Below are 17,924 nucleotides of genomic sequence, written 5' to 3'. Positions count from 1 at the left end.
GATGACCAACACCTCTCCCACTCCCTGGCACCTCTACATGCTGCGTTTACCGAGCGGCGTGCTGTATACCGGCATCACCACCGACGTGGCGCGCCGCCTGGCGCAGCATCAGGCTGGCAAAGGTGCCAAGGCGCTGCGCGGCAAAGGGGAACTGACGCTGGTATTTCACTGCCAAGTAGGGGATCGCTCAACGGCGCTGAAGCTGGAATACCGCGTCAAACAGCTGAGCAAAATACAAAAAGAGCGGCTGGTGAACCACCCGCCGCTGTCGTTGGAGTATTTGCTTCACCATTAATGCATCCTAGTAAAGATTTTTCCTCTATATTTCAAACTGCCTGTACGGCAGTGCACCGGCGAACAGTGAGAGCGGCACCGGCATCGCCTTTCTAAGCTGCCTATACGGCAGTGAACTGACAGCCTGCGCCAGCCGTAAAATCGCCTCTTTTCTAAGCTGCCTATACGGCAGTGAACTTAATCGCCCCTCTGCTGATGGGATTGGCGTTTTTCTAAGCTGCCTATACGGCAGTGAACTATGTCCCATGAGCGCTACAACAACCAAATCATTTCTAAGCTGCCTATACGGCAGTGAACCTGGTTCAAAAGACTGACTGATTCTGGGTGCATTTCTAAGCTGCCTATACGGCAGTGCACCGTTGAATCTTAGCGCTAATCAGCTGATTAATTTAGGAAAATCGAAATACCCGTTCAAAAAGCCTTTTTTAAAGCGCTTAAAAATATGACTTTAAATCAATCAATTAAAAATGACACTCAAAAAAGGGTTCGACAACCACTAACGAAGTAAGGTGAGATTCCTGCATTTTTAGGGGGGAATTATTGGTTCTCTGTTTGGTATCTCCATCCGTCTCACTGAGACGCATAGACACCACAGAAGAGCTGAGTTGTCAGCTCAAACAGCTGAGCAAAATACAAAAAGAGCGGCTGGTGAATCACCCGCCGCTGTCGTTGGAGTATCTATTGCCGATCGTTAAAAGCGATTAAACGGCGCCGAAAAAGCCACTTCGCCGCTGACGCCATTCAGGGCGTCTTCCGCCAGCGGATACACCTGGAATGCGTTTTCCGTGTTCGGCCAGCGGCAGTTCAAGCCATAGGCGGCGGCCGGTTTAAAGCCGAAGCGGCCGTAGTAGGCCGGATCGCCCAGCACCACCACCGCGGCGTAGCTGAATTCGTTCAGCGAATCCAAGCCTTCGTACACCAGCTTTTCAGCCAGCCCCTGACGGCGCAGGCTTTCGTCTACCGCCAGCGGTGCCAGCGCCACCCATTGGCGGTCTTCGCCGGCCACGTCCACCGGGCTGAACGCGGCGTAACCTACCACCCCGCCTTCGTCGTCAGTGGCGACCACGCCCAGCGTCAGCAGGCCGTCTTCGCGCAGCTGCTGCACCAGATCGGCTTCGTCATCGCGGCCAAAGGCGCGGCGCAGCAAGGCGTCGATGCCCGCCGCGTCTACCGGGATCTCTACGCGGATCAGCATGATACCGGTACACGGGAAACCGACGCCGTGCCCTCCTGCTGCCCTGCTTCAACAAAATCAGCCAGCTGCAACAGGCCCATGCGCAGTGGCGCGGGCATGCTTTCCAGCTCGATGGCATCCATCAAATTTTTCACATACAGGCCCAATTCGGTATCCCCTTCAATCTGCAGCCGACGCTGAAAGAACAGCGTATCCGGATCTTGCTTGCGCGCCGCGATCAGGATCAGATCGTTGGCGTCGCCGCTGAAGCTGACGTCCGCTTCGGCGTGCTGGCTGACCACCAGTTTGTCGTTTTCTACCGTCATAAACCATTGTAGCGCCAGATCGCGAACTTCGATCTTCAACCAGCGCGATTCGAGAAATTCCAGATCGCCATCCGCCAACGCCTGGCGGAACTGCCAGCTCAGCACCTGTTGCAGCAGCTGGCGCTGCAGAGCGAACGGCGTGAATTTCAGCGGTATGCGCAGCAGCGACGGCCCCTGGCGCACAAGGCGTGCTCGTAGTTGTTCCAACACGGTCATCCACTCCTTTCAATACGGACTACCGCTATTTTGCCACACTGACGCGCGGCTTCAGCGGTCTATATCAACAAATAGTGCATTTCACCGCCATGTTTATCAATACGCCATAAGCTGCCTCAAATCAAAACCTGCGCGCCACCCTTTGCCTAAAATGGCCTCCCCAATTCGCGTTTGCCGGCGGAACACCGCCGTCGGCAACCTTTAAAGACAGCGTGCGCCCGGCCGGGCGTACGGTTAAGCCAGGATAAATCTATGGAGCTGCTTTGTCCCGCCGGCAACCTGCCGGCCCTGAAGGCCGCGGTGGATAACGGCGCCGACGCCGTTTACATCGGTCTGAAAGACGATACCAACGCGCGCCACTTCGCCGGCCTCAACTTCACCGAGAAAAAGCTGCAGGAAGCGGTCGATTACGTGCACCGCCACGGCCGCAAACTGCATATCGCCATCAACACCTTCGCCCATCCCGACGGCTACGCCCGCTGGCAGCGTGCGGTGGATATGGCGGCCCAACTGGGCGCCGACGCGCTGATTCTGGCGGACCTGGCGATGCTGGAATACGCCACCCAACGCTACCCGCAGCTGGAGCGCCATGTCTCGGTGCAGGCTTCCGCCACCAACGAGGAGGCGATCCGTTTCTACCAACGTAACTTCGAGGTGGGCCGGGTGGTGCTGCCGCGCGTGCTGTCGATGCACCAGGTGAAACAGCTGGCGCGCACCAGCCCGGTGCCGCTGGAAGTGTTCGCCTTCGGCAGCCTGTGCATCATGGCCGAGGGGCGCTGCTATCTCTCTTCCTACCTGACCGGCGAGTCGCCGAACACCGTCGGCGCCTGTTCGCCGGCGCGCTTCGTGCGCTGGCAGCAGACCCCGCAGGGCATGGAGTCGCGCCTGAACGACGTGCTGATCGACCGCTACCAGGACCATGAAAAAGCCGGTTACCCGACGCTGTGTAAAGGGCGCTATCTGGTGGACGACGTGCGCTACCACGCGCTGGAAGAACCCACCAGTCTCAACACGCTGGAACTGCTGCCGGAGCTGCTGGCCGCCAACATCGCCTCGGTGAAGATCGAAGGCCGCCAGCGCAGCCCGGCTTACGTCAGCCAGGTGGCGCGCGTCTGGCGCCAGGCGATCGACCGTTGCCAGGCCGATCCGACCGCCTACCGCGCCGACGCCGCCTGGATGGAAACGCTGGGCGCGATGTCCGAGGGTACCCAGACCACGCTGGGCGCCTATCACCGCAAATGGCAGTAGCCGGAGGAAACATGAAATACGCACTGGGGCCGGTGCTCTACTACTGGCCGAAAAACGACATCGCGGCGTTCTATCAGCAGGCGGCGGACAGCAGCGCCGACATCATTTACCTCGGCGAGAGCGTCTGCACCAAGCGACGCGAGATGAAGGTCGGCGATTGGCTGGCGTTGGCGCGCGAGCTCGCCCACAGCGGCAAGCAGGTGGTTGTCTCCACGCTGGCGTTGCTGCAGGCACCGTCCGAACTGAATGAGTTGAAGCGCTATGTGGAGAACGGCGAGTTCCTGATCGAAGCCAACGATCTGGGCGCGGTGAACATGGCGGCGGAGCGCGGTCTGCCGTTCGTCGCCGGTCATGCGCTGAACTGTTACAACGCTTATACCCTGCGCCTGCTGCGCCGCCAGGGCATGATGCGCTGGTGCATGCCGGTCGAGCTGTCGCGCGACTGGTTGGCCAACCTGCTGGCGCAGTGCGACGAGCTGGGCTTCCGCCACGACTTCGAGGTGGAGGTGCTGAGCTACGGCCATCTGCCGCTGGCCTATTCGGCGCGCTGCTTCACCGCGCGTTCGGAAAACCGCGGCAAGGACGAATGCGAAACCTGCTGCATCAAGTATCCGCAGGGCCGCATGATGCGGTCGCAGGAACAACAGCAGGTGTTTGTGCTCAACGGCATTCAGACCATGAGCGGCTACTGCTACAACCTCGGCAACGAGTTGCAGAACATGCAAGGTCTGGTGGACATCGTGCGGCTGTCGCCGCAGGGTGCCGAGACGCTGGCGCAGATCGACGCCTTCCGCGCCAACGAGCGTGGTGAACAGCCTTTGGCCTTGACCGACCACGCCGACTGCAACGGCTACTGGCGCCGCGTGGCGGGGCTGGAGTTAGTGTCTTAGCAGCTTAACGTGCCGGTTGCAGGGATGCCGCCGGTACGTGTTTTATACGGTACGATCCCCCTACCTTCTTCGACATTGTTCACTTTACCGCTCTCGATAAGTCACATCGCGAATCATTGTCCGCGCTGCTCATTACGCGAACACTTGATTAATTCATTTGAATGAATTAATTTTTAAGCGTCATTCAATGAGCACGATGAGGAGTAACGACATGTTAAAGCCCCCTGAACCGTTATCCCTGGCCGAACGCGACCGCCGTTGGCAGCTGGCGCGGGATATCATGCAAACGGAAAATCTCGCGGCCCTGATCGTTTACGGCGATCGGGAAGCGGCGGCCCCCGCCGGCTTCGCGCCGGATTGTTACTTCACCAACGATCGTCCCGGTTCGATCGTCGTTTTCGTCGGCGACGAATCGCCGCGCGTTTACACTTTCGCCTCAATGATGGTGGCCGATCACCTGCAGGCGTCGTTACGCGGCGATCTGCAGTGGATCAGCGCGGCACAGCTGTTCGTCGGTAAAACCGGTCGCGACGTCGGCGCCTGGCTGGCCGAACGCCACCTGGCGGGAGCCCGTATCGGCATTATCGGGCTGGAACCCTATCCCCCCTTCTACTTCGACGGCGCCATGCCCGCTCGCACGCTGCAGGGATTGACAGAGGCGCTCCCGACGGCCAATTGGGTGCCGGTCTACCGCGAATTCTTCCGGCGCGCCTCGGTAAAGAGCGGGGAAGAGCTCACGTTGGTGCGCTATGCCGCGCAAATCGGCGAAGCGATGAGTGAAACGCTGCGCACGACCGCCAAACCCGGCGTTTCCGAAGCGGAGTTGGTGGCGGCGGTGACGGCGACCTGCTTCTCGATGGGCGGCTATACCGCAGAATTGCTGCTGGGATCCGGCCCTGAGTATGTAGGGTGGGGGCCGCCCGCCTGGCAATACCGCGCGCAGGCGCCGCGAGTGCTGCAAGAAGGCGACCTGGTGTTGTCGGAGATCTTCGCGCTGTACGGTATGATGGAAACTCAGCATCAGGCCGCCGTCGCCATCGGCGAAGTGCATGCGGAGATCCTGCGCGCCGCAGAGGTTGCCAGGGAAAGCTACGAGTTGGGGCTACGGGCACTACGCGTGGGTAACACCTTCGGCGACGTGGTCGACGCCATGGAACAGCCGCTGTTGGCCGCCGGTGGTTGGCATGTGCATCCGCTGATCCATAGCCTCAACCCTTATGGCCCGGTCGGTTTCGGCACCGCGCCAGGCATCGAGACTCTTCCCGAGGCCGCCCACTATGTGCAGCTCAGGCGCTTGCCTACCGTGGGGCGTGAACTGCCGCTGCTGGCGGGCATGTGCTTCGCGTTTGAACCCAACTGCGCTTTCGGCAGGCACATGGCCAACATCGGCGGTACGGTATTGGTCGGCGAAACGGGCGGCGTGGCGCTGAATGTGAACTCTACCCGACTGATGTTTGCAGACGGTTAACATCGATAATCAGGAGACAGTGTTTCAATGCAGAATCAGGACAGGCTCAATGAGCGTACCCGAGAAACCCAGGAACGGCTGATCCGGGCAGGCTTGAGCCTGTTCAGCAAACAGGGGCTGGAAGGCGTACGCACCCGCCAACTGGCCGAAGCGGCAGGGGTGAATCAGTCCGCCATTCCCTATCATTTTGGCGGTAAGGAAGGCGTGTATTTGGCGGTTCTGGAACACGTAGCCACGGGTATCGTCCAACGTTTGGCATTACCCCGCCGCCCGGCCGCCGATCAGCCGCCGTCCGCCGCCCTGCAGGCACTGATGCAAGATTTCGTCACCGCCTTGCTGGGCTCGGAAACCTCTGCGGCAAGCAGCCTGCTGTTGGCGCGTGAGCAGCTGCAGCCCAGCGCGGATTTCGACGCTCTGCATACCCGCTTATTCTCGCCGCTGCATCATGCCGTAAGCGAACTGGTCACGGCGATCCGCGGCGATCAACCGGAATTGAAGGAAAATATTCTGCGCGCCCACGCCATTCTCGGTCAGGCGCTGGCCTTCGCCGTCGCGCGCGAGGCGCTGTTGCGAAGGTTGGGCGCAAACGCGCTGCAACCGCAAGAGATCGCGCAGATCGCCGAGCTGGTCGGCGCCATGTCGGCCGCCGCCGCGCGAGGTTAAACGCGGCGGCGTTGGTTACGCCCGCCGCTTCCTGAACATCCCGCGCAGCGCCGCGCTGTTGCGTAAAAAGCCCACGCCGAACCCCAGCAAGGTATAGACCACGCCGAGCATCAGCAGCATCACGACGTCGCCCCACACTTCATTCAGCGACAGCCCCATCTGGTTGACGCCGGCGATCGCCTTGGTGCCCCAAGTGGAGGGAATGCTGTACGAGATGGCGCGCACCCAGCCCGGCATCGACTGCAGCGGCCAGATGGTGCCGGACAGATAGAAGATCGGCGTGGTGATGAACGCCAGCGTCAGGTAGATCATCTCGACGCTGCGCAGGCACTCCGTCACCAGCTTGCCCAACCCCAACACCGCCAGCAAAAACGGGAAGGTCAGCAGCAGCAATTCGGCGATGTTCGCCGTCTGCCGGTAGCCCAACACCCACGGCCACAGCACGAACAGCACGATCGACAGAAACAGCCAAATTGGCAGCAGCGCCGTCAGCCCGCCGAGGTGCGCCGCCAGCGGTGCCTTGCCGCCGGGCATGCTCTTCATGGCGATGTTGACGCGAATACAGGCGATCAGCAGCGAGTGCTGCAACAGCATCACCAGCAGGCCGGGAAAGATGATCGCCGCAAAGCTGATGCCGGGGTTAAACACGTCCAGCGTTTGCCCCAATATCGGCGTCAGCAGCACCTGCGCCTGCCGTTCGCTGAAGCCGCTGCGCAGCAACAACCCGTTGTTGTACTGCGTCAGCAACTGCTGATAAACCGCCACCACGTCCTGTTGGATCTGGCCGTTGGCCAGGCGGTTGGTGGCGTCGCCGTACACCGGCACCACGATGTTCTGCCCGCTGAGGATCTTCTTCTCCAGATCCACCGGCATGATGATCACCGCAAACAGTTTGCGCCAGCTGAGATCGCGCTGCGCTTGCTCCAGGCTGTCGTAGGTTTCAATAGCGATCTTGGAGGTGGCGTCCAGTTGGCGGATCAGCTGGCGGCTGGCGGTGCTATGATCCTGATCGACCACCCCCACCGGCAGATCCCACACCGTGCGGTTGGCGTACACCATGCTCATGATGCACAGCGACAGGATCAGCATCAGCCACACCGGCCGCTCCAACATGCCGAGCAGCACCTTAACGAAGGTTTGCCAATAGAGCTTCATCCGGCGTTCCCCTCTTTCGCCAACCGCGCCGGCAGGCGATTACGCACCAGCAGCGCGGCCACCAGCGGATAGACCGCCAGCAGCGCGCACACGCTGAAGATGGCGCTGGCGTGCACCTGCCGCAGGAACACGTCGAACATCGCGTACAGCGCGTGGGTCAGCGGTTCGATGTTGGAAATGATGCGCGCCGGCAGCGGCATCGACAGCTCAGGCACCGCCATGCCGGAGAAGGTCATCGCGATACTGACCAAAATACCGATCAGGCTGTAAGCGGTGATAGTGCTGCCGGTAAAGGTGTACAACAGCAGGCCGATGCTCTGCGCCGCCATCACGTAAAACAGGCCGATCATCAGCATAAACAGCGGATTGCCGCTGACGCGGGCGTCAAAAATCCCCACCAGCGCCGCGATCTCCACCATCAGCAGGCTGGTGAAACACAGGGTGTAAGGCGCCAGTTTGCCGAGCAGCGCCAGGCTGAACGGCCTGGCCTGCAGCAGCGACTTGCTGCGCGCCAACACGTAGATCATGCAGGTCACCACGAACAGCTGCAGGAGGTGGATGGTGGCGGCGAACTGCTGGTAATAGATATAGCTGCCGCTGGCGTTGAACAGGCTACCGTAAGAGAGCGTCACGTCCGCCAGCGGCGGTAGCGTTTTGCCCATTTCGGTGGCAATGATGCTGCGGGTACTGGCGTTGATTTCGTTCATCAGGCCGCCGAAATCCTGAGTGGAGTACAGCCCGGCGCCGTAAAACAGCGCATTGTAGTACATCACCACGCTCGGCTGCTTGCCCGACAGCGCGTTGGCCTCGAAATCCGGCGGGATATACAGCAACGCGTAATCCTGCGCGCTGCGCAGGCGGTTTAGCGACTCCGGCAGCCCGCCGCCGTAGGCTTCGACGTGGGCGTGCGAACCGGCGTCCAGCCGGCGCGTCAGCGATTTGGACAGCGGGCTGTGATCGCTGTCCACCACCGATACCGGCAAATCGAGCAGCGTGCCTTCGGAAAAGTTGCTGCTGATCAGCCCAAACAGGATCAGCGGAAAGATCCAGCTCAACCAGTGTACCACCGGGCTACGAAAGGCGACGCGGCACTCTTTGTCGAACGCGTGACTGAAGCAGCGCCAGCCGGCCCTTACTCTTTCCATTGCCATAAGGTGCTCATCCCCGGACGCAGGCCGTCCACCGGCTGTGACGGATACAGGCGCACTTCGAAGGTTTTCAGATCGAAGTCGCCGGTGGCGCGGGTGGCGCGTTTGGTGGCGTAATCCCCCAGCGGCGCGATGTAGCGCACCTCGGTGTCGATCATTTTGTCTTTCAGCGCCGGCACCCGCAGCTTGACCTTGTCGCCTTTGCGCACATGAGCCAGGATGTCTTCGCGCAGGTTAAACACGAAGTAGGCATCCGGCACCCGGATCAGCGTCACCAGCGGGCTGCCGGCATTCAGCAGTTCGCCTACCTCGGCCGGGATCGGCCCCACTTCGCCGTCCACCGGCGCTTTCACCTGCAGATCGTCGCTCTGCGCCTGGATCTGCAGCAGGTTCTCTTCCGCCACCCGCAGCGCCGCCGCGTATTGTTGCCGCAGCTCGACGCGGTCGCCGTTGATGCCTTCGTCCAGGTTGGCCTTGGCCGCCTGCACCTGCTGGAAGGCGGTGTCGCGCGCCCGACGCGAAGCGTCCAGCTCAGACTTCGAGATATAGCCCTTGCCGCCCACGCTCAGGTTGCGGTTGTAGTCGTTCTGCGCGTTGCGGTATTGCGCCTCGGCCTGCGCCAGATTGGCGCGCAGGTTGCGGATGCTCTCTTCACGGGTGCCATGCAGCGACTGATCGAGCTGCGCCTTGGCTTCGTCGCGCGTCGCCTGCGCGGAACGCAGCTGCGCCATCAGTTCCGGGCTGTCGAGTTGGATGATCAGCTGCCCGCTTTTTACATCGTCGCCGCGTTCAATCAGGCGTTCAATCACCCGGCCTTTCGCCTTGGAGGCGACGATCACTTCGGGCGCATCCACTTCACCCTGCAGTAACAGATCCTGATTATGCGCGCGGAACAAGATCGCCAGTGCGATCGCCACTACCATCAGCAACAGGGTAAACAGCGTCTTTTTTTTCATTATGTCGGCTCCCGGAACGGTAAGCGGCGGGCGGGGATCATCATTTCCATATCTCAAATTGCTCCAAAAAACACCAGTGCTCTCATGAGGATATCACAAGCACATATCTCCTCTTTTATAACTATAAATTGGATTATGCTTTTAACACTAAAATGCATTATTTTCGGCCTTTTAGTATGCAGACTCCTGCAATCGCCCTTTAAGCGATTCACTCTCTGATGGACGATGTCATGACTGAAAACACTGCCGTACCGCTTTCGGTACTGGATTTATCCCCGATCCCGCAAGGGGCCAAAGCGCGCGACGCTTTCCACTGCTCGCTGGATTTGGCACAGCACGCCGAACGCTGGGGCTACCAACGCTACTGGCTGGCGGAACACCACAATATGACCGGCATCGGCAGCGCCGCCACTTCGGTGTTGCTGGGCTACCTGGCCGCCGGCACCCAGAGTATTCGCCTCGGCTCCGGCGGCGTGATGCTGCCGAATCATGCGCCGCTGGTGATCGCCGAACAGTTCGGCACGCTGGAATCGCTTTACCCCGGCCGCATCGATCTGGGGCTGGGCCGTGCGCCCGGCACCGACCAGCGCACCATGATGGCGCTGCGCCGCCACCTTTCCGGCGATGTGGATACCTTCCCGCGCGACGTGCAGGAGCTGCAAAACTACTTCTGCGACGCGCAGCCCGGCCAGCCGGTGCAGGCGGTGCCGGGCCAGGGGCTGCACGTGCCGCTCTGGCTGCTCGGCTCCAGCCTCTACAGCGCGCAGCTGGCGGCACAGCTTGGCCTGCCGTTCGCCTTCGCCTCGCATTTCGCCCCGGATATGCTGTTCCAGGCGCTGCAGCTGTACCGCGAGAATTTCAAACCGTCCAAACAGCTGGCGCAACCGCACGCCATGGTCTGCGTCAACGTGATCGCCGCCGACAGCGATAGCGATGCGCGCTTCCTGTTCAGCTCGATGCAGCAGCAGTTCATCAACCTGCGCCGCGGATCGCCCGGCCCGCTGCCGCCGCCGGTGGATAACATCCACGCGCTGTGGACCGCCGGGGAGCAGTACGGCGTCGAACAGGCGCTCAGGATGTCTATCGTCGGCAATGAAAACACGGTGCGCCACGGGCTGCAGACGCTGCTGCGCGAAACCGACGCCGACGAGATCATGGTCAACGGCCAGATCTTCGATCATCAGGCGCGGCTGCGTTCGTTCGAGATTGTCGCCGGAGTGCAAGGCGACATCGTGAAGGGATAAAAAGCGAAAAGGCGGTGGGGTTCCCCACCGCCTCGGCGTTAACGCTGGATCAGATAACGGATGGTCGGGCCGTCCTGTTGGATATCCAGCACCTTGTAGCCGTGGTTGCGCGCGTCGAGCGGAATGTTGTTGATCGACTGCGGGCAATCGCTGATCACCTCCAGAATTTCCCCCGGCTTCAGCTGCGGCATCGCCTCCAGCGTCGCCACCGCAGGATACGGGCAAGGCTCGCCCAGCATGTCCAGCCGGTAGTCCGGCACTATCGTGGTTTCTTTCATGGCATGCTCCTCAAATTCACCACCTGCGCCTCAGGCCGGGCGCGGAAAAAGCGTTTCTCCCACCACAGCATGGCGGCGAAGGCCAGCGCCAGCAGCAGGTAAGTCACCAACAGGCCGCCGATCGGGCCGAAGGTGTCGAGCAGGTTGATCTTGTCGTAGTCGGTCGCCAGCGCCGGCGCCAGATCGTCCCAGTAATAGGCCAGCAGCGTAGCGCCGATGATGTTGCCCAGGCCGACCCACCAATAGTGCACCTGCCCTTCCACCGCGCGGTACATCCAGCCGGTCTCGCAGCCGCCGGCCAGCACGATGCCGAAGCCGAACAGCAAGCCGCCCAACACCGCATTCGGGCCGGCCCACATGATCTTCGGCGCCACGCCAAGCTGCACGTAGCTGAAGATGCCGATGGCGCTCACCGCCATGCCGATGATGATGGCTTTCGCCATATGGGTGCGGCCGGTGATCCACAGGTCGCGGAACGCCGAGGTGAAGCAGATCTGCGCACGCTCGATCAGCAAACCAAAACCGATGCCGAACAGCATGGCGATGCCGAGCTTCGGCGCATCGAACAGCGTCCACAGCGACCAGGCCACCGCCAGGCCGAAGATCGCCATGCCCAGGCGGAAGCGGCGACGCGCCTGCTCAGGCTTCTGCGTCAGCGGCGCGGCAGCCTGCACCTTTTGCAATTTGACCGGAATACGGAACATCGGCAGCAGCGTGAACTTGGCGCCGAACCAGGAGCCGGCGGCGGTCGCCAGCGCGAAGAACCAGGCGTGCAGCGAGAACTGCGGAATGCCGGTGAAGAACGCCGCCAGGTTGCAGCCCATCGCCAAGCGCGCGCCGAAGCCGGCGATAATGCCGCCCAATAGCGCCTGCACGATGCGAATGCGGTGCTGCGGCTGGCGCAGCTTGATGTTGTTGGCCCATAGCGCGGCGGCGATGCAGCCGGCGAACATGCCGATGATCATGCGCCCATCGATGCGCTCCAGCGGCGTGCCTTGCAGACCGATGACCTTGAAATAGCCCCATTGTTCAGGGTGCAGGCCGAACCATTGCAGCACATGGCCGCCCCAGCGGGTGAACTCGCCGGTCACCGCCCAGAAGGTGCCGGTCATGCCAAAGTAGTAGGTAGAAAGGATCCCGGCGGCAATCACCGCCGGCAGCGGCGCCCAAAAGCGCACCAGGTATTGAGATTTGAACTGCTGCCAACTCATGGCATCTCCCGTGCATATCATCCGTAAGAAAAAACCTTGTGAATCATACGCCATTCAGGGGTGTTTGACGGCAACTTTCAGGCATAAAAAAACCAGCCCGCAGGCTGGTTTTTCAGAGCGCTTCACCGCGGACGGTGAATCGGCGATTACGCGTCGCCGAAACGACGACGTGGTGCTGCCGGTGCGCCGTCATCACGACGTGGAGCTGGCTTGCCGTCACGGTTGTAGTTACCACCACGACGCTCGCCACCGTTACCGCCTTCACGACGTTCGCCGAAGGAACGACGTGGGCCGCCTTCGCGACGTTCGCCGTTAAACGGACGACCGTTTCCGCGACGCTCGCCACCGTTACCGCCGTCACGACGCTCGCGACGTTCGAACGGCTGTGCATCGCCCAACAGCTGCATGTTCATCGGCTTGTTCAGAATGCGGGTACGAGTGAAGTGATTCAGGATCTCGCCCGGCATGCCTTTTGGCAGCTCGATGGTGGAGTGGGAAGCGAACAGCTTGATGTTACCGATGTAACGGCTGCTGATGTCGCCTTCGTTAGCGATAGCGCCAACGATGTGACGGACTTCTACGCCGTCATCCCGGCCCACTTCGATGCGGTACAGCTGCATCTCGCCAACGTCACGACGTTCGCGACGCGGACGATCGCCGTCGCGGCTGTCGCGGCGGTCGCCACGGTCACCGCGACGATCGTCACGGTCGTTGAACTCACGGCGCTGACGCGGCTTGAAGACCGGATCCGGTGGCAGGATCAGCGGACGCTCGCCCTGAGCCATTTTCAGCAGTGCTGCGGCCAGGGTTTCCATATCCAGCTCTTCTTCCGGCTGCAGTTTGGTCAGCAGTGCGCGGTACAGGTCCAGATCGCTGCTTTCCAGCTGCTGCTGAACTTTCGCGGCGAACTTGGCCAGACGACGCTCGCCCAGCAGTTCTGCGTTCGGCAGCTCCACTTCCGGGATAGTCAGCTTCATGGTGCGTTCGATGTTGCGCAGCAGGCGGCGTTCGCGGTTTTCCACGAACAGCAGCGCGCGGCCGGCGCGGCCCGCACGACCGGTACGGCCGATACGGTGAACGTAAGATTCGGAGTCCATCGGGATGTCATAGTTGACAACCAGGCTGATGCGCTCAACGTCCAGGCCACGGGCCGCAACGTCGGTGGCGATCAGGATATCCAGACGACCGTCTTTCAGGCGCTCCAGGGTCTGCTCACGCAGCGCCTGGTTCATGTCGCCGTTCAGCGCGGCGCTGCTGTAACCGCTGCGCTCCAGCGCTTCGGCCACTTCCAGGGTCGCGTTCTTGGTGCGCACGAAGATGATCGCCGCGTCAAAGTCTTCGGCTTCCAGGAAACGCACCAGCGCTTCGTTTTTACGCATGCCGTACACCGACCAGTAGCTCTGGCTGATGTCCGGACGGGTGGTCACGCTGGACTGGATGCGCACTTCCTGCGGCTCTTTCATAAAGCGGCGGGTGATGCGACGGATCGCTTCCGGCATGGTGGCGGAGAACAGCGCGGTCTGATGTTCAGCCGGGATCTCTGCCATGATGGTTTCTACGTCTTCGATAAAGCCCATGCGCAGCATTTCGTCGGCTTCATCCAGTACCAGACCGCTCAGGTTAGAGAGGTTCAGGGTGCCACGTTTCAGGTGATCCAGCAGACGGCCTGGGGTACCCACCACGATTTGCGGGCCCTGGCGCAGAGCGCGCAGCTGCACGTCGTAACGCTGGCCGCCGTACAGGGCCACCACGTTGACGCCGTTCATGTGTTTGGAGAAATCGGTCATCGCTTCGGCAACCTGAACCGCCAGTTCGCGGGTCGGCGCCAGCACCAGGATCTGAGGTGCTTTCAGGTCTGCCTGCAGGTTGTGCAGCAGCGGCAGCGAGAACGCTGCGGTTTTACCACTACCGGTCTGTGCCATGCCCAGAACGTCGCGGCCGTTCAACAGGTGAGGAATACACTCAGCCTGGATCGGAGAAGGTTTTTCATAGCCCAGATCGTTCAGGGCGGAAATGATTGGAGCAGACAGCCCCAGATCAGCAAAAGAGGTTTCAAACTCAGTCGTCATGTACACGTGCCTCATTAATAATGGCAGCCAGTCTACATAACTCGTCGAGAAAATTTTCAGTCATTTTCATTGAAAAGTGTGAACCGGCTCAAATTAGATTATAAAACGAACAAAAAAGCCCTCGCCCGTTAAGGCGATAACTTTGGCGTAAAACCAATGTTCATCAGGCTGATTACCCTTCATCTTTCAAGCTGCCGCTGTGTTGGCTGCTCTCCCTCACCCTCGTCACTTAGTGAACTAAGCTCCCAGGGATTCGTTCGATTGCCGCCTTGCCGCAACTTAAAATCTATTGGGTAGAGGTGTTCGTCAGCTATTGCTGGTCCGATTCCGATAGGTCGTCTTGCTCTTGGCCCAAAAGCGCCAATTCCAACAATGCATAGCGGTGCTCAACGAAGTTGTGAACGTTGTTAGACACCGTCAGTTTGAACAGCGCCGAAGCGGTGTCCTTGTCCCCCAGACTCAGGTAGTGTTTACCCAAATAGAAGTCAGTTTCACTGAGATGCTCAGCGAGCGAAGTGTTATCCGTTGCATCTGCCTTGAGGCGTTCCATCAGCGTTTTTTCGCTGATCTTGCCCAGGTAGAATTCGACAATATTCCATCCCCATTGCCCTCTGTCCGCTTTGTCATAGCGCTGTTGAAGCGCTACCTCAGCCTTCTTGGGATCGATTTCTCGCTCCACCAGATACAGCCATAACGAACGGAAGGGATCGTTTGGGTCGTCTTGATAAAACGCCAGCAGATCATCCTGCGCCAACGGGAAGCGGCCGCCATAATACAGTGCGATGCCCCGGTTTAAACGCGCGTAATTGTAAGTTGGATCAAGCTCTAGTACAGAATCAAACGCTTCATAGGCAGCATCAAAATTGCCTGCCTGCGTTAAGTAAATGCCCAGGTAGTTGAAAACTTCCGGCATGTCGGGACGTATCGCCAGCGCCTGCGAGAAATCATTGCGCGCTAATGCACGTAACCCGAGGCTATCATACAGCACACCGCGCTCATATAAAAGCTGTGCGCGTTCGTCGTCCGTCAGTGCCCGGCTGGCAAGAATTTGTTCCATGCGCGCCAGGATCACTTCCTGCTGCAACGTAGGCTGCAACGGGATCGCCAAAACTTCGTCTTTACGCCAATCATGGTTGCTGCATCCTGCCAGCATGAGTGCTGTCGCAACGTAACACCAGCGCAAGAAAGGCTTCATTTCCCACTCCCGAAGACAAACATTGGATGAACGTCCTGTCCTCCGTTTGCTAATACGCAGGCATCCTACCCGCGCGATACGAACAGCTCCCAACCCCATGGCGGGGAGCTGTAAAACTATCTATACAGTTATTCTGCTTCAGGCGCAGGCGAACCCGCTTCCGGCGCCATCGCTTCTTTGATGCTCAGACGCACGCGGCCCTGACGGTCAACTTCCAGTACCTTAACCGGCACTTCCTGACCCATCTGCAGATAGTCGGTCACTTTCTCAACGCGCTTGTCGGCGATCTGAGAAATGTGCACCAGGCCTTCTTTACCGCCGCCGATGGCGACGAACGCGCCGAAATCAACGATACGGGTCACTTTACCCTGGTAAACGCGGCCCACTTCGATCTCTGCCGTGATCTCTTCGATACGACGGATAGCGAATTTCGCCTTCTCACCGTCGGTCGCAGCGATTTTAACTGTACCATCATCTTCGATTTCGATGGTAGTGCCAGTCTCTTCGGTCAGCGCGCGGATAACGGAACCGCCCTTACCGATCACGTCTTTGATCTTATCCGGGTTGATGCGGATAGTGTGAATACGCGGTGCGAACTCGGAGATATCGCCGCGCGGGGTGCTGATCGCCTGTTCCATCACGCCCAGGATGTGCAGACGCGCGCCCTTGGCCTGGTTCAGAGCCACCTGCATGATTTCGCGGGTGATGCCTTCGATTTTGATGTCCATCTGCAGCGCGGTGATACCGTCGCGGCTACCGGCCACTTTGAAGTCCATGTCGCCCAGGTGATCTTCGTCACCCAGAATGTCGGACAGAACCACGTAGTTGTCGGCTTCTTTCACCAGGCCCATCGCGATACCCGCAACGGCGGCTTTGATTGGCACACCAGCGTCCATCAGCGCCAGAGATGCGCCGCACACGGAAGCCATGGAAGAAGAACCGTTGGATTCGGTGATTTCGGAAACCACACGCACCGTGTACGGGAAATCTTCCGGTTTAGGCATCATAGCCAATACGCCGCGTTTCGCCAGGCGACCGTGACCGATTTCACGACGCTTAGGAGAACCGACCATGCCGGTTTCACCTACGGAGTATGGAGGGAAGTTGTAGTGGAACAGGAAGCTGTCGGTCTTCTCGCCCATCAGCTCGTCCAGGTTCTGTGCGTCGCGCGCGGTGCCCAGGGTCGCGGTAACCAGCGCCTGAGTTTCGCCACGGGTGAACAGCGCGGAACCGTGGGTGCGCGGCAGTACGCCGGTGCGCACGTCCAGGCCACGGATCATGTCTTTCTCACGGCCGTCGATACGCGGCTCGCCACGCAGTACGCGGCTGCGCACCACGTTCTTCTCAACGTTGCCCAGGATGTCTTGAATTTCAGAGGCATCCAGCGTTTCGTCCTGCGCCAGCAGGGTTTCGACGACGCTGTCTTTGATCACGTCAACCTGAGCGTAACGCTCTTGTTTTTCGGTGATGTGGTAAGCGTCGCCCAGGCGAGCTTCGGCCAGTTCAGCCACGCGCGCGTGCAGCGCTTCGTTGACTGCAGGCGCCTGCCAATCCCACTTCGGCTTGCCGGCTTCGGCAACCAGCGCGTTGATGTTTTCGATAACCACTTGCTGCTGGTCGTGGCCGAACACTACGGCGCCCAGCATCTGATCTTCGCTCAGCACGTCCGCTTCGGATTCAACCATCAGCACCGCGCCCGCAGTACCGGCAACCACCAGATCCAGACGGCTTTCTTTCAGTTCGTCGGAAGTCGGGTTCAGCACGTACTGGTCGTTGATGTAACCCACGCGCGCTGCGCCGATTGGGCCGTTGAACGGAATACCGGACAGGCTCAGGGCGGCAGAAGCACCGATCATCGCCACGATGTCCGGGTTCACCTGCGGGTTAACGGAAACCACGGTCGCAATCACCTGCACTTCGTTCAGGAAGCTGTCCGGGAACAGTGGGCGAATCGGACGGTCAATCAGACGGGAAGTCAGAGTCTCGCCTTCGCTCGGACGGCCTTCGCGACGGAAGAAGCTGCCCGGGATACGGCCGGCGGCGTAAGTACGCTCTTGGTAGTTAACGGTCAGCGGGAAGAAGCTCTGGCCCGGCTTGGCTTTTTTCTGGCCAACGACGGTAACGAATACGGCGGTGTCATCCATGCTCACCATAACGGCAGCGGTGGCCTGACGAGCCATCATGCCGGTTTCGATGGTGACGGTATGCTGGCCATACTGGAATTTGCGAATGATCGGTGTCAGCAAAATTATATCCTTGATTAGCGGCGCGCAATCGCATTGACGACTCGACACGCCTGTGACTCGATTTGCCTTCTCACTACATCCTCGCGACTAATGACAATCCTTACCTCAAGCGGGAGATAAAGCCTCTCATTAGCCGCGCGAAC

General features: G+C 60.0%; 17 protein-coding genes and 1 CRISPR repeat array. Of the genes, 6 read left to right on the top strand and 11 right to left on the bottom strand.

Features of this window, described 5'->3' with window-relative positions:
- Position 1 precedes the first annotated feature (1 nt).
- The gene (locus BHU62_RS07750) at positions 2-295 is read left to right on the top strand and encodes a GIY-YIG nuclease family protein (RefSeq protein WP_139282258.1); all 294 of its coding nucleotides are present in this window, start codon (positions 2-4) and stop codon (positions 293-295) included.
- 88 nt (positions 296-383) lie between these two features.
- Positions 384-651: direct repeats of the CRISPR family, unit length 28 nt; unit sequence TTTCTAAGCTGCCTATACGGCAGTGAAC.
- A gap of 334 nt (positions 652-985) precedes the next feature.
- On the opposite strand, the gene BHU62_RS07745 is transcribed toward BHU62_RS07750, so the two are convergent.
- Together BHU62_RS07745 and ubiT are read right to left on the bottom strand one after the other, a co-directional pair.
- Positions 986-1,489 carry a GNAT family N-acetyltransferase gene (locus tag BHU62_RS07745; protein WP_073531397.1) on the bottom strand — a complete coding sequence of 168 codons (504 nt, stop codon included), beginning with the start codon at positions 1,487-1,489 and terminating at the stop codon, positions 986-988.
- Positions 1,483-2,004: a ubiquinone anaerobic biosynthesis accessory factor UbiT gene (gene ubiT / locus BHU62_RS07740; protein ID WP_073531496.1), complete on the bottom strand. Its 522-nt coding sequence runs from the start codon at positions 2,002-2,004 to the stop codon at positions 1,483-1,485. Before ubiT ends, BHU62_RS07745 begins: the two co-directional genes overlap by 7 nt.
- A 258-nt stretch (positions 2,005-2,262) precedes the next feature.
- On the opposite strand from ubiT, the gene ubiU reads away from it, so the two are divergent.
- From ubiU to BHU62_RS07720, 4 genes are all read left to right on the top strand, one after another.
- Positions 2,263-3,258, top strand: a complete 996-nt coding sequence (ubiU, locus tag BHU62_RS07735) for a ubiquinone anaerobic biosynthesis protein UbiU (protein WP_073531396.1) — start codon at positions 2,263-2,265, stop codon at positions 3,256-3,258.
- An 11-nt stretch (positions 3,259-3,269) separates the two neighbouring features.
- Positions 3,270-4,148: a U32 family peptidase gene (locus tag BHU62_RS07730; protein WP_073531395.1), complete on the top strand. Its 879-nt coding sequence runs from the start codon at positions 3,270-3,272 to the stop codon at positions 4,146-4,148.
- A gap of 211 nt (positions 4,149-4,359) precedes the next feature.
- The gene (locus BHU62_RS07725; RefSeq protein WP_078062033.1) at positions 4,360-5,616 is read left to right on the top strand and encodes a M24 family metallopeptidase; all 1,257 of its coding nucleotides are present in this window, start codon (positions 4,360-4,362) and stop codon (positions 5,614-5,616) included.
- Between the two features lie 27 nt (positions 5,617-5,643).
- Positions 5,644-6,279: a CerR family C-terminal domain-containing protein gene (locus BHU62_RS07720; protein WP_073531393.1), complete on the top strand. Its 636-nt coding sequence runs from the start codon at positions 5,644-5,646 to the stop codon at positions 6,277-6,279.
- A gap of 15 nt (positions 6,280-6,294) precedes the next feature.
- On the opposite strand, the gene BHU62_RS07715 is transcribed toward BHU62_RS07720, so the two are convergent.
- Genes BHU62_RS07715 through BHU62_RS07705 form a run of 3 tightly spaced genes read right to left on the bottom strand, consistent with a single transcriptional unit; the run spans position 6,295 to position 9,538 of the window.
- Positions 6,295-7,434 carry an ABC transporter permease gene (locus BHU62_RS07715; protein WP_073531392.1) on the bottom strand — a complete coding sequence of 380 codons (1,140 nt, stop codon included), beginning with the start codon at positions 7,432-7,434 and terminating at the stop codon, positions 6,295-6,297.
- A complete protein-coding gene (locus tag BHU62_RS07710; RefSeq protein WP_073531391.1) occupies positions 7,431-8,585 on the bottom strand; it encodes an ABC transporter permease in 1,155 nt (384 codons plus the stop codon). The genes BHU62_RS07715 and BHU62_RS07710 overlap by 4 nt, the downstream gene beginning before the upstream one ends.
- On the bottom strand, positions 8,567-9,538 hold the full coding sequence (locus BHU62_RS07705) for an HlyD family secretion protein (protein ID WP_073531390.1): 972 nt from the start codon (positions 9,536-9,538) through the stop codon (positions 8,567-8,569). The genes BHU62_RS07710 and BHU62_RS07705 overlap by 19 nt, the downstream gene beginning before the upstream one ends.
- A gap of 230 nt (positions 9,539-9,768) precedes the next feature.
- Here BHU62_RS07705 and BHU62_RS07700 point away from each other — a divergent pair, with 230 nt between their 5' ends.
- A complete protein-coding gene (locus tag BHU62_RS07700) occupies positions 9,769-10,782 on the top strand; it encodes a luciferase-like monooxygenase (RefSeq protein ID WP_171971302.1) in 1,014 nt (337 codons plus the stop codon).
- Positions 10,783-10,820: 38 nt separating this feature from the next.
- Here the strand turns inward: BHU62_RS07700 and yedF are convergent, their stop codons facing one another.
- The 6 genes from yedF to pnp all read right to left on the bottom strand — a co-directional run bounded on the left by yedF (position 10,821) and on the right by pnp (position 17,781).
- Entirely contained in the window at positions 10,821-11,060 is a 240-nt protein-coding gene (yedF, locus tag BHU62_RS07695; protein ID WP_004933486.1) for a sulfurtransferase-like selenium metabolism protein YedF, read from the bottom strand.
- Entirely contained in the window at positions 11,057-12,271 is a 1,215-nt protein-coding gene (yedE, locus tag BHU62_RS07690; RefSeq protein WP_073531388.1) for a selenium metabolism membrane protein YedE/FdhT, read from the bottom strand. The genes yedF and yedE overlap by 4 nt, the downstream gene beginning before the upstream one ends.
- A gap of 146 nt (positions 12,272-12,417) precedes the next feature.
- The gene (locus BHU62_RS07685) at positions 12,418-14,340 is read right to left on the bottom strand and encodes a DEAD/DEAH family ATP-dependent RNA helicase (protein ID WP_004933492.1); all 1,923 of its coding nucleotides are present in this window, start codon (positions 14,338-14,340) and stop codon (positions 12,418-12,420) included.
- On the bottom strand, positions 14,330-14,404 hold the full coding sequence (gene yrbN, locus BHU62_RS25600; RefSeq protein WP_223182019.1) for a protein YrbN: 75 nt from the start codon (positions 14,402-14,404) through the stop codon (positions 14,330-14,332). Before yrbN ends, BHU62_RS07685 begins: the two co-directional genes overlap by 11 nt.
- Before the next feature lie 246 nt (positions 14,405-14,650).
- A complete protein-coding gene (gene nlpI, locus BHU62_RS07680; RefSeq protein WP_073531387.1) occupies positions 14,651-15,535 on the bottom strand; it encodes a lipoprotein NlpI in 885 nt (294 codons plus the stop codon).
- Between the two features lie 128 nt (positions 15,536-15,663).
- Positions 15,664-17,781: a polyribonucleotide nucleotidyltransferase gene (gene pnp, locus BHU62_RS07675; protein ID WP_073531386.1), complete on the bottom strand. Its 2,118-nt coding sequence runs from the start codon at positions 17,779-17,781 to the stop codon at positions 15,664-15,666.
- Positions 17,782-17,924: the final 143 nt, after the last annotated feature.

This window comes from Serratia marcescens (assembly GCF_001902635.1).
In the GTDB taxonomy this organism is placed as follows: domain Bacteria; phylum Pseudomonadota; class Gammaproteobacteria; order Enterobacterales; family Enterobacteriaceae; genus Serratia; species Serratia marcescens_F.
This window is presented reverse-complemented; position numbering and strand designations above follow the sequence as displayed.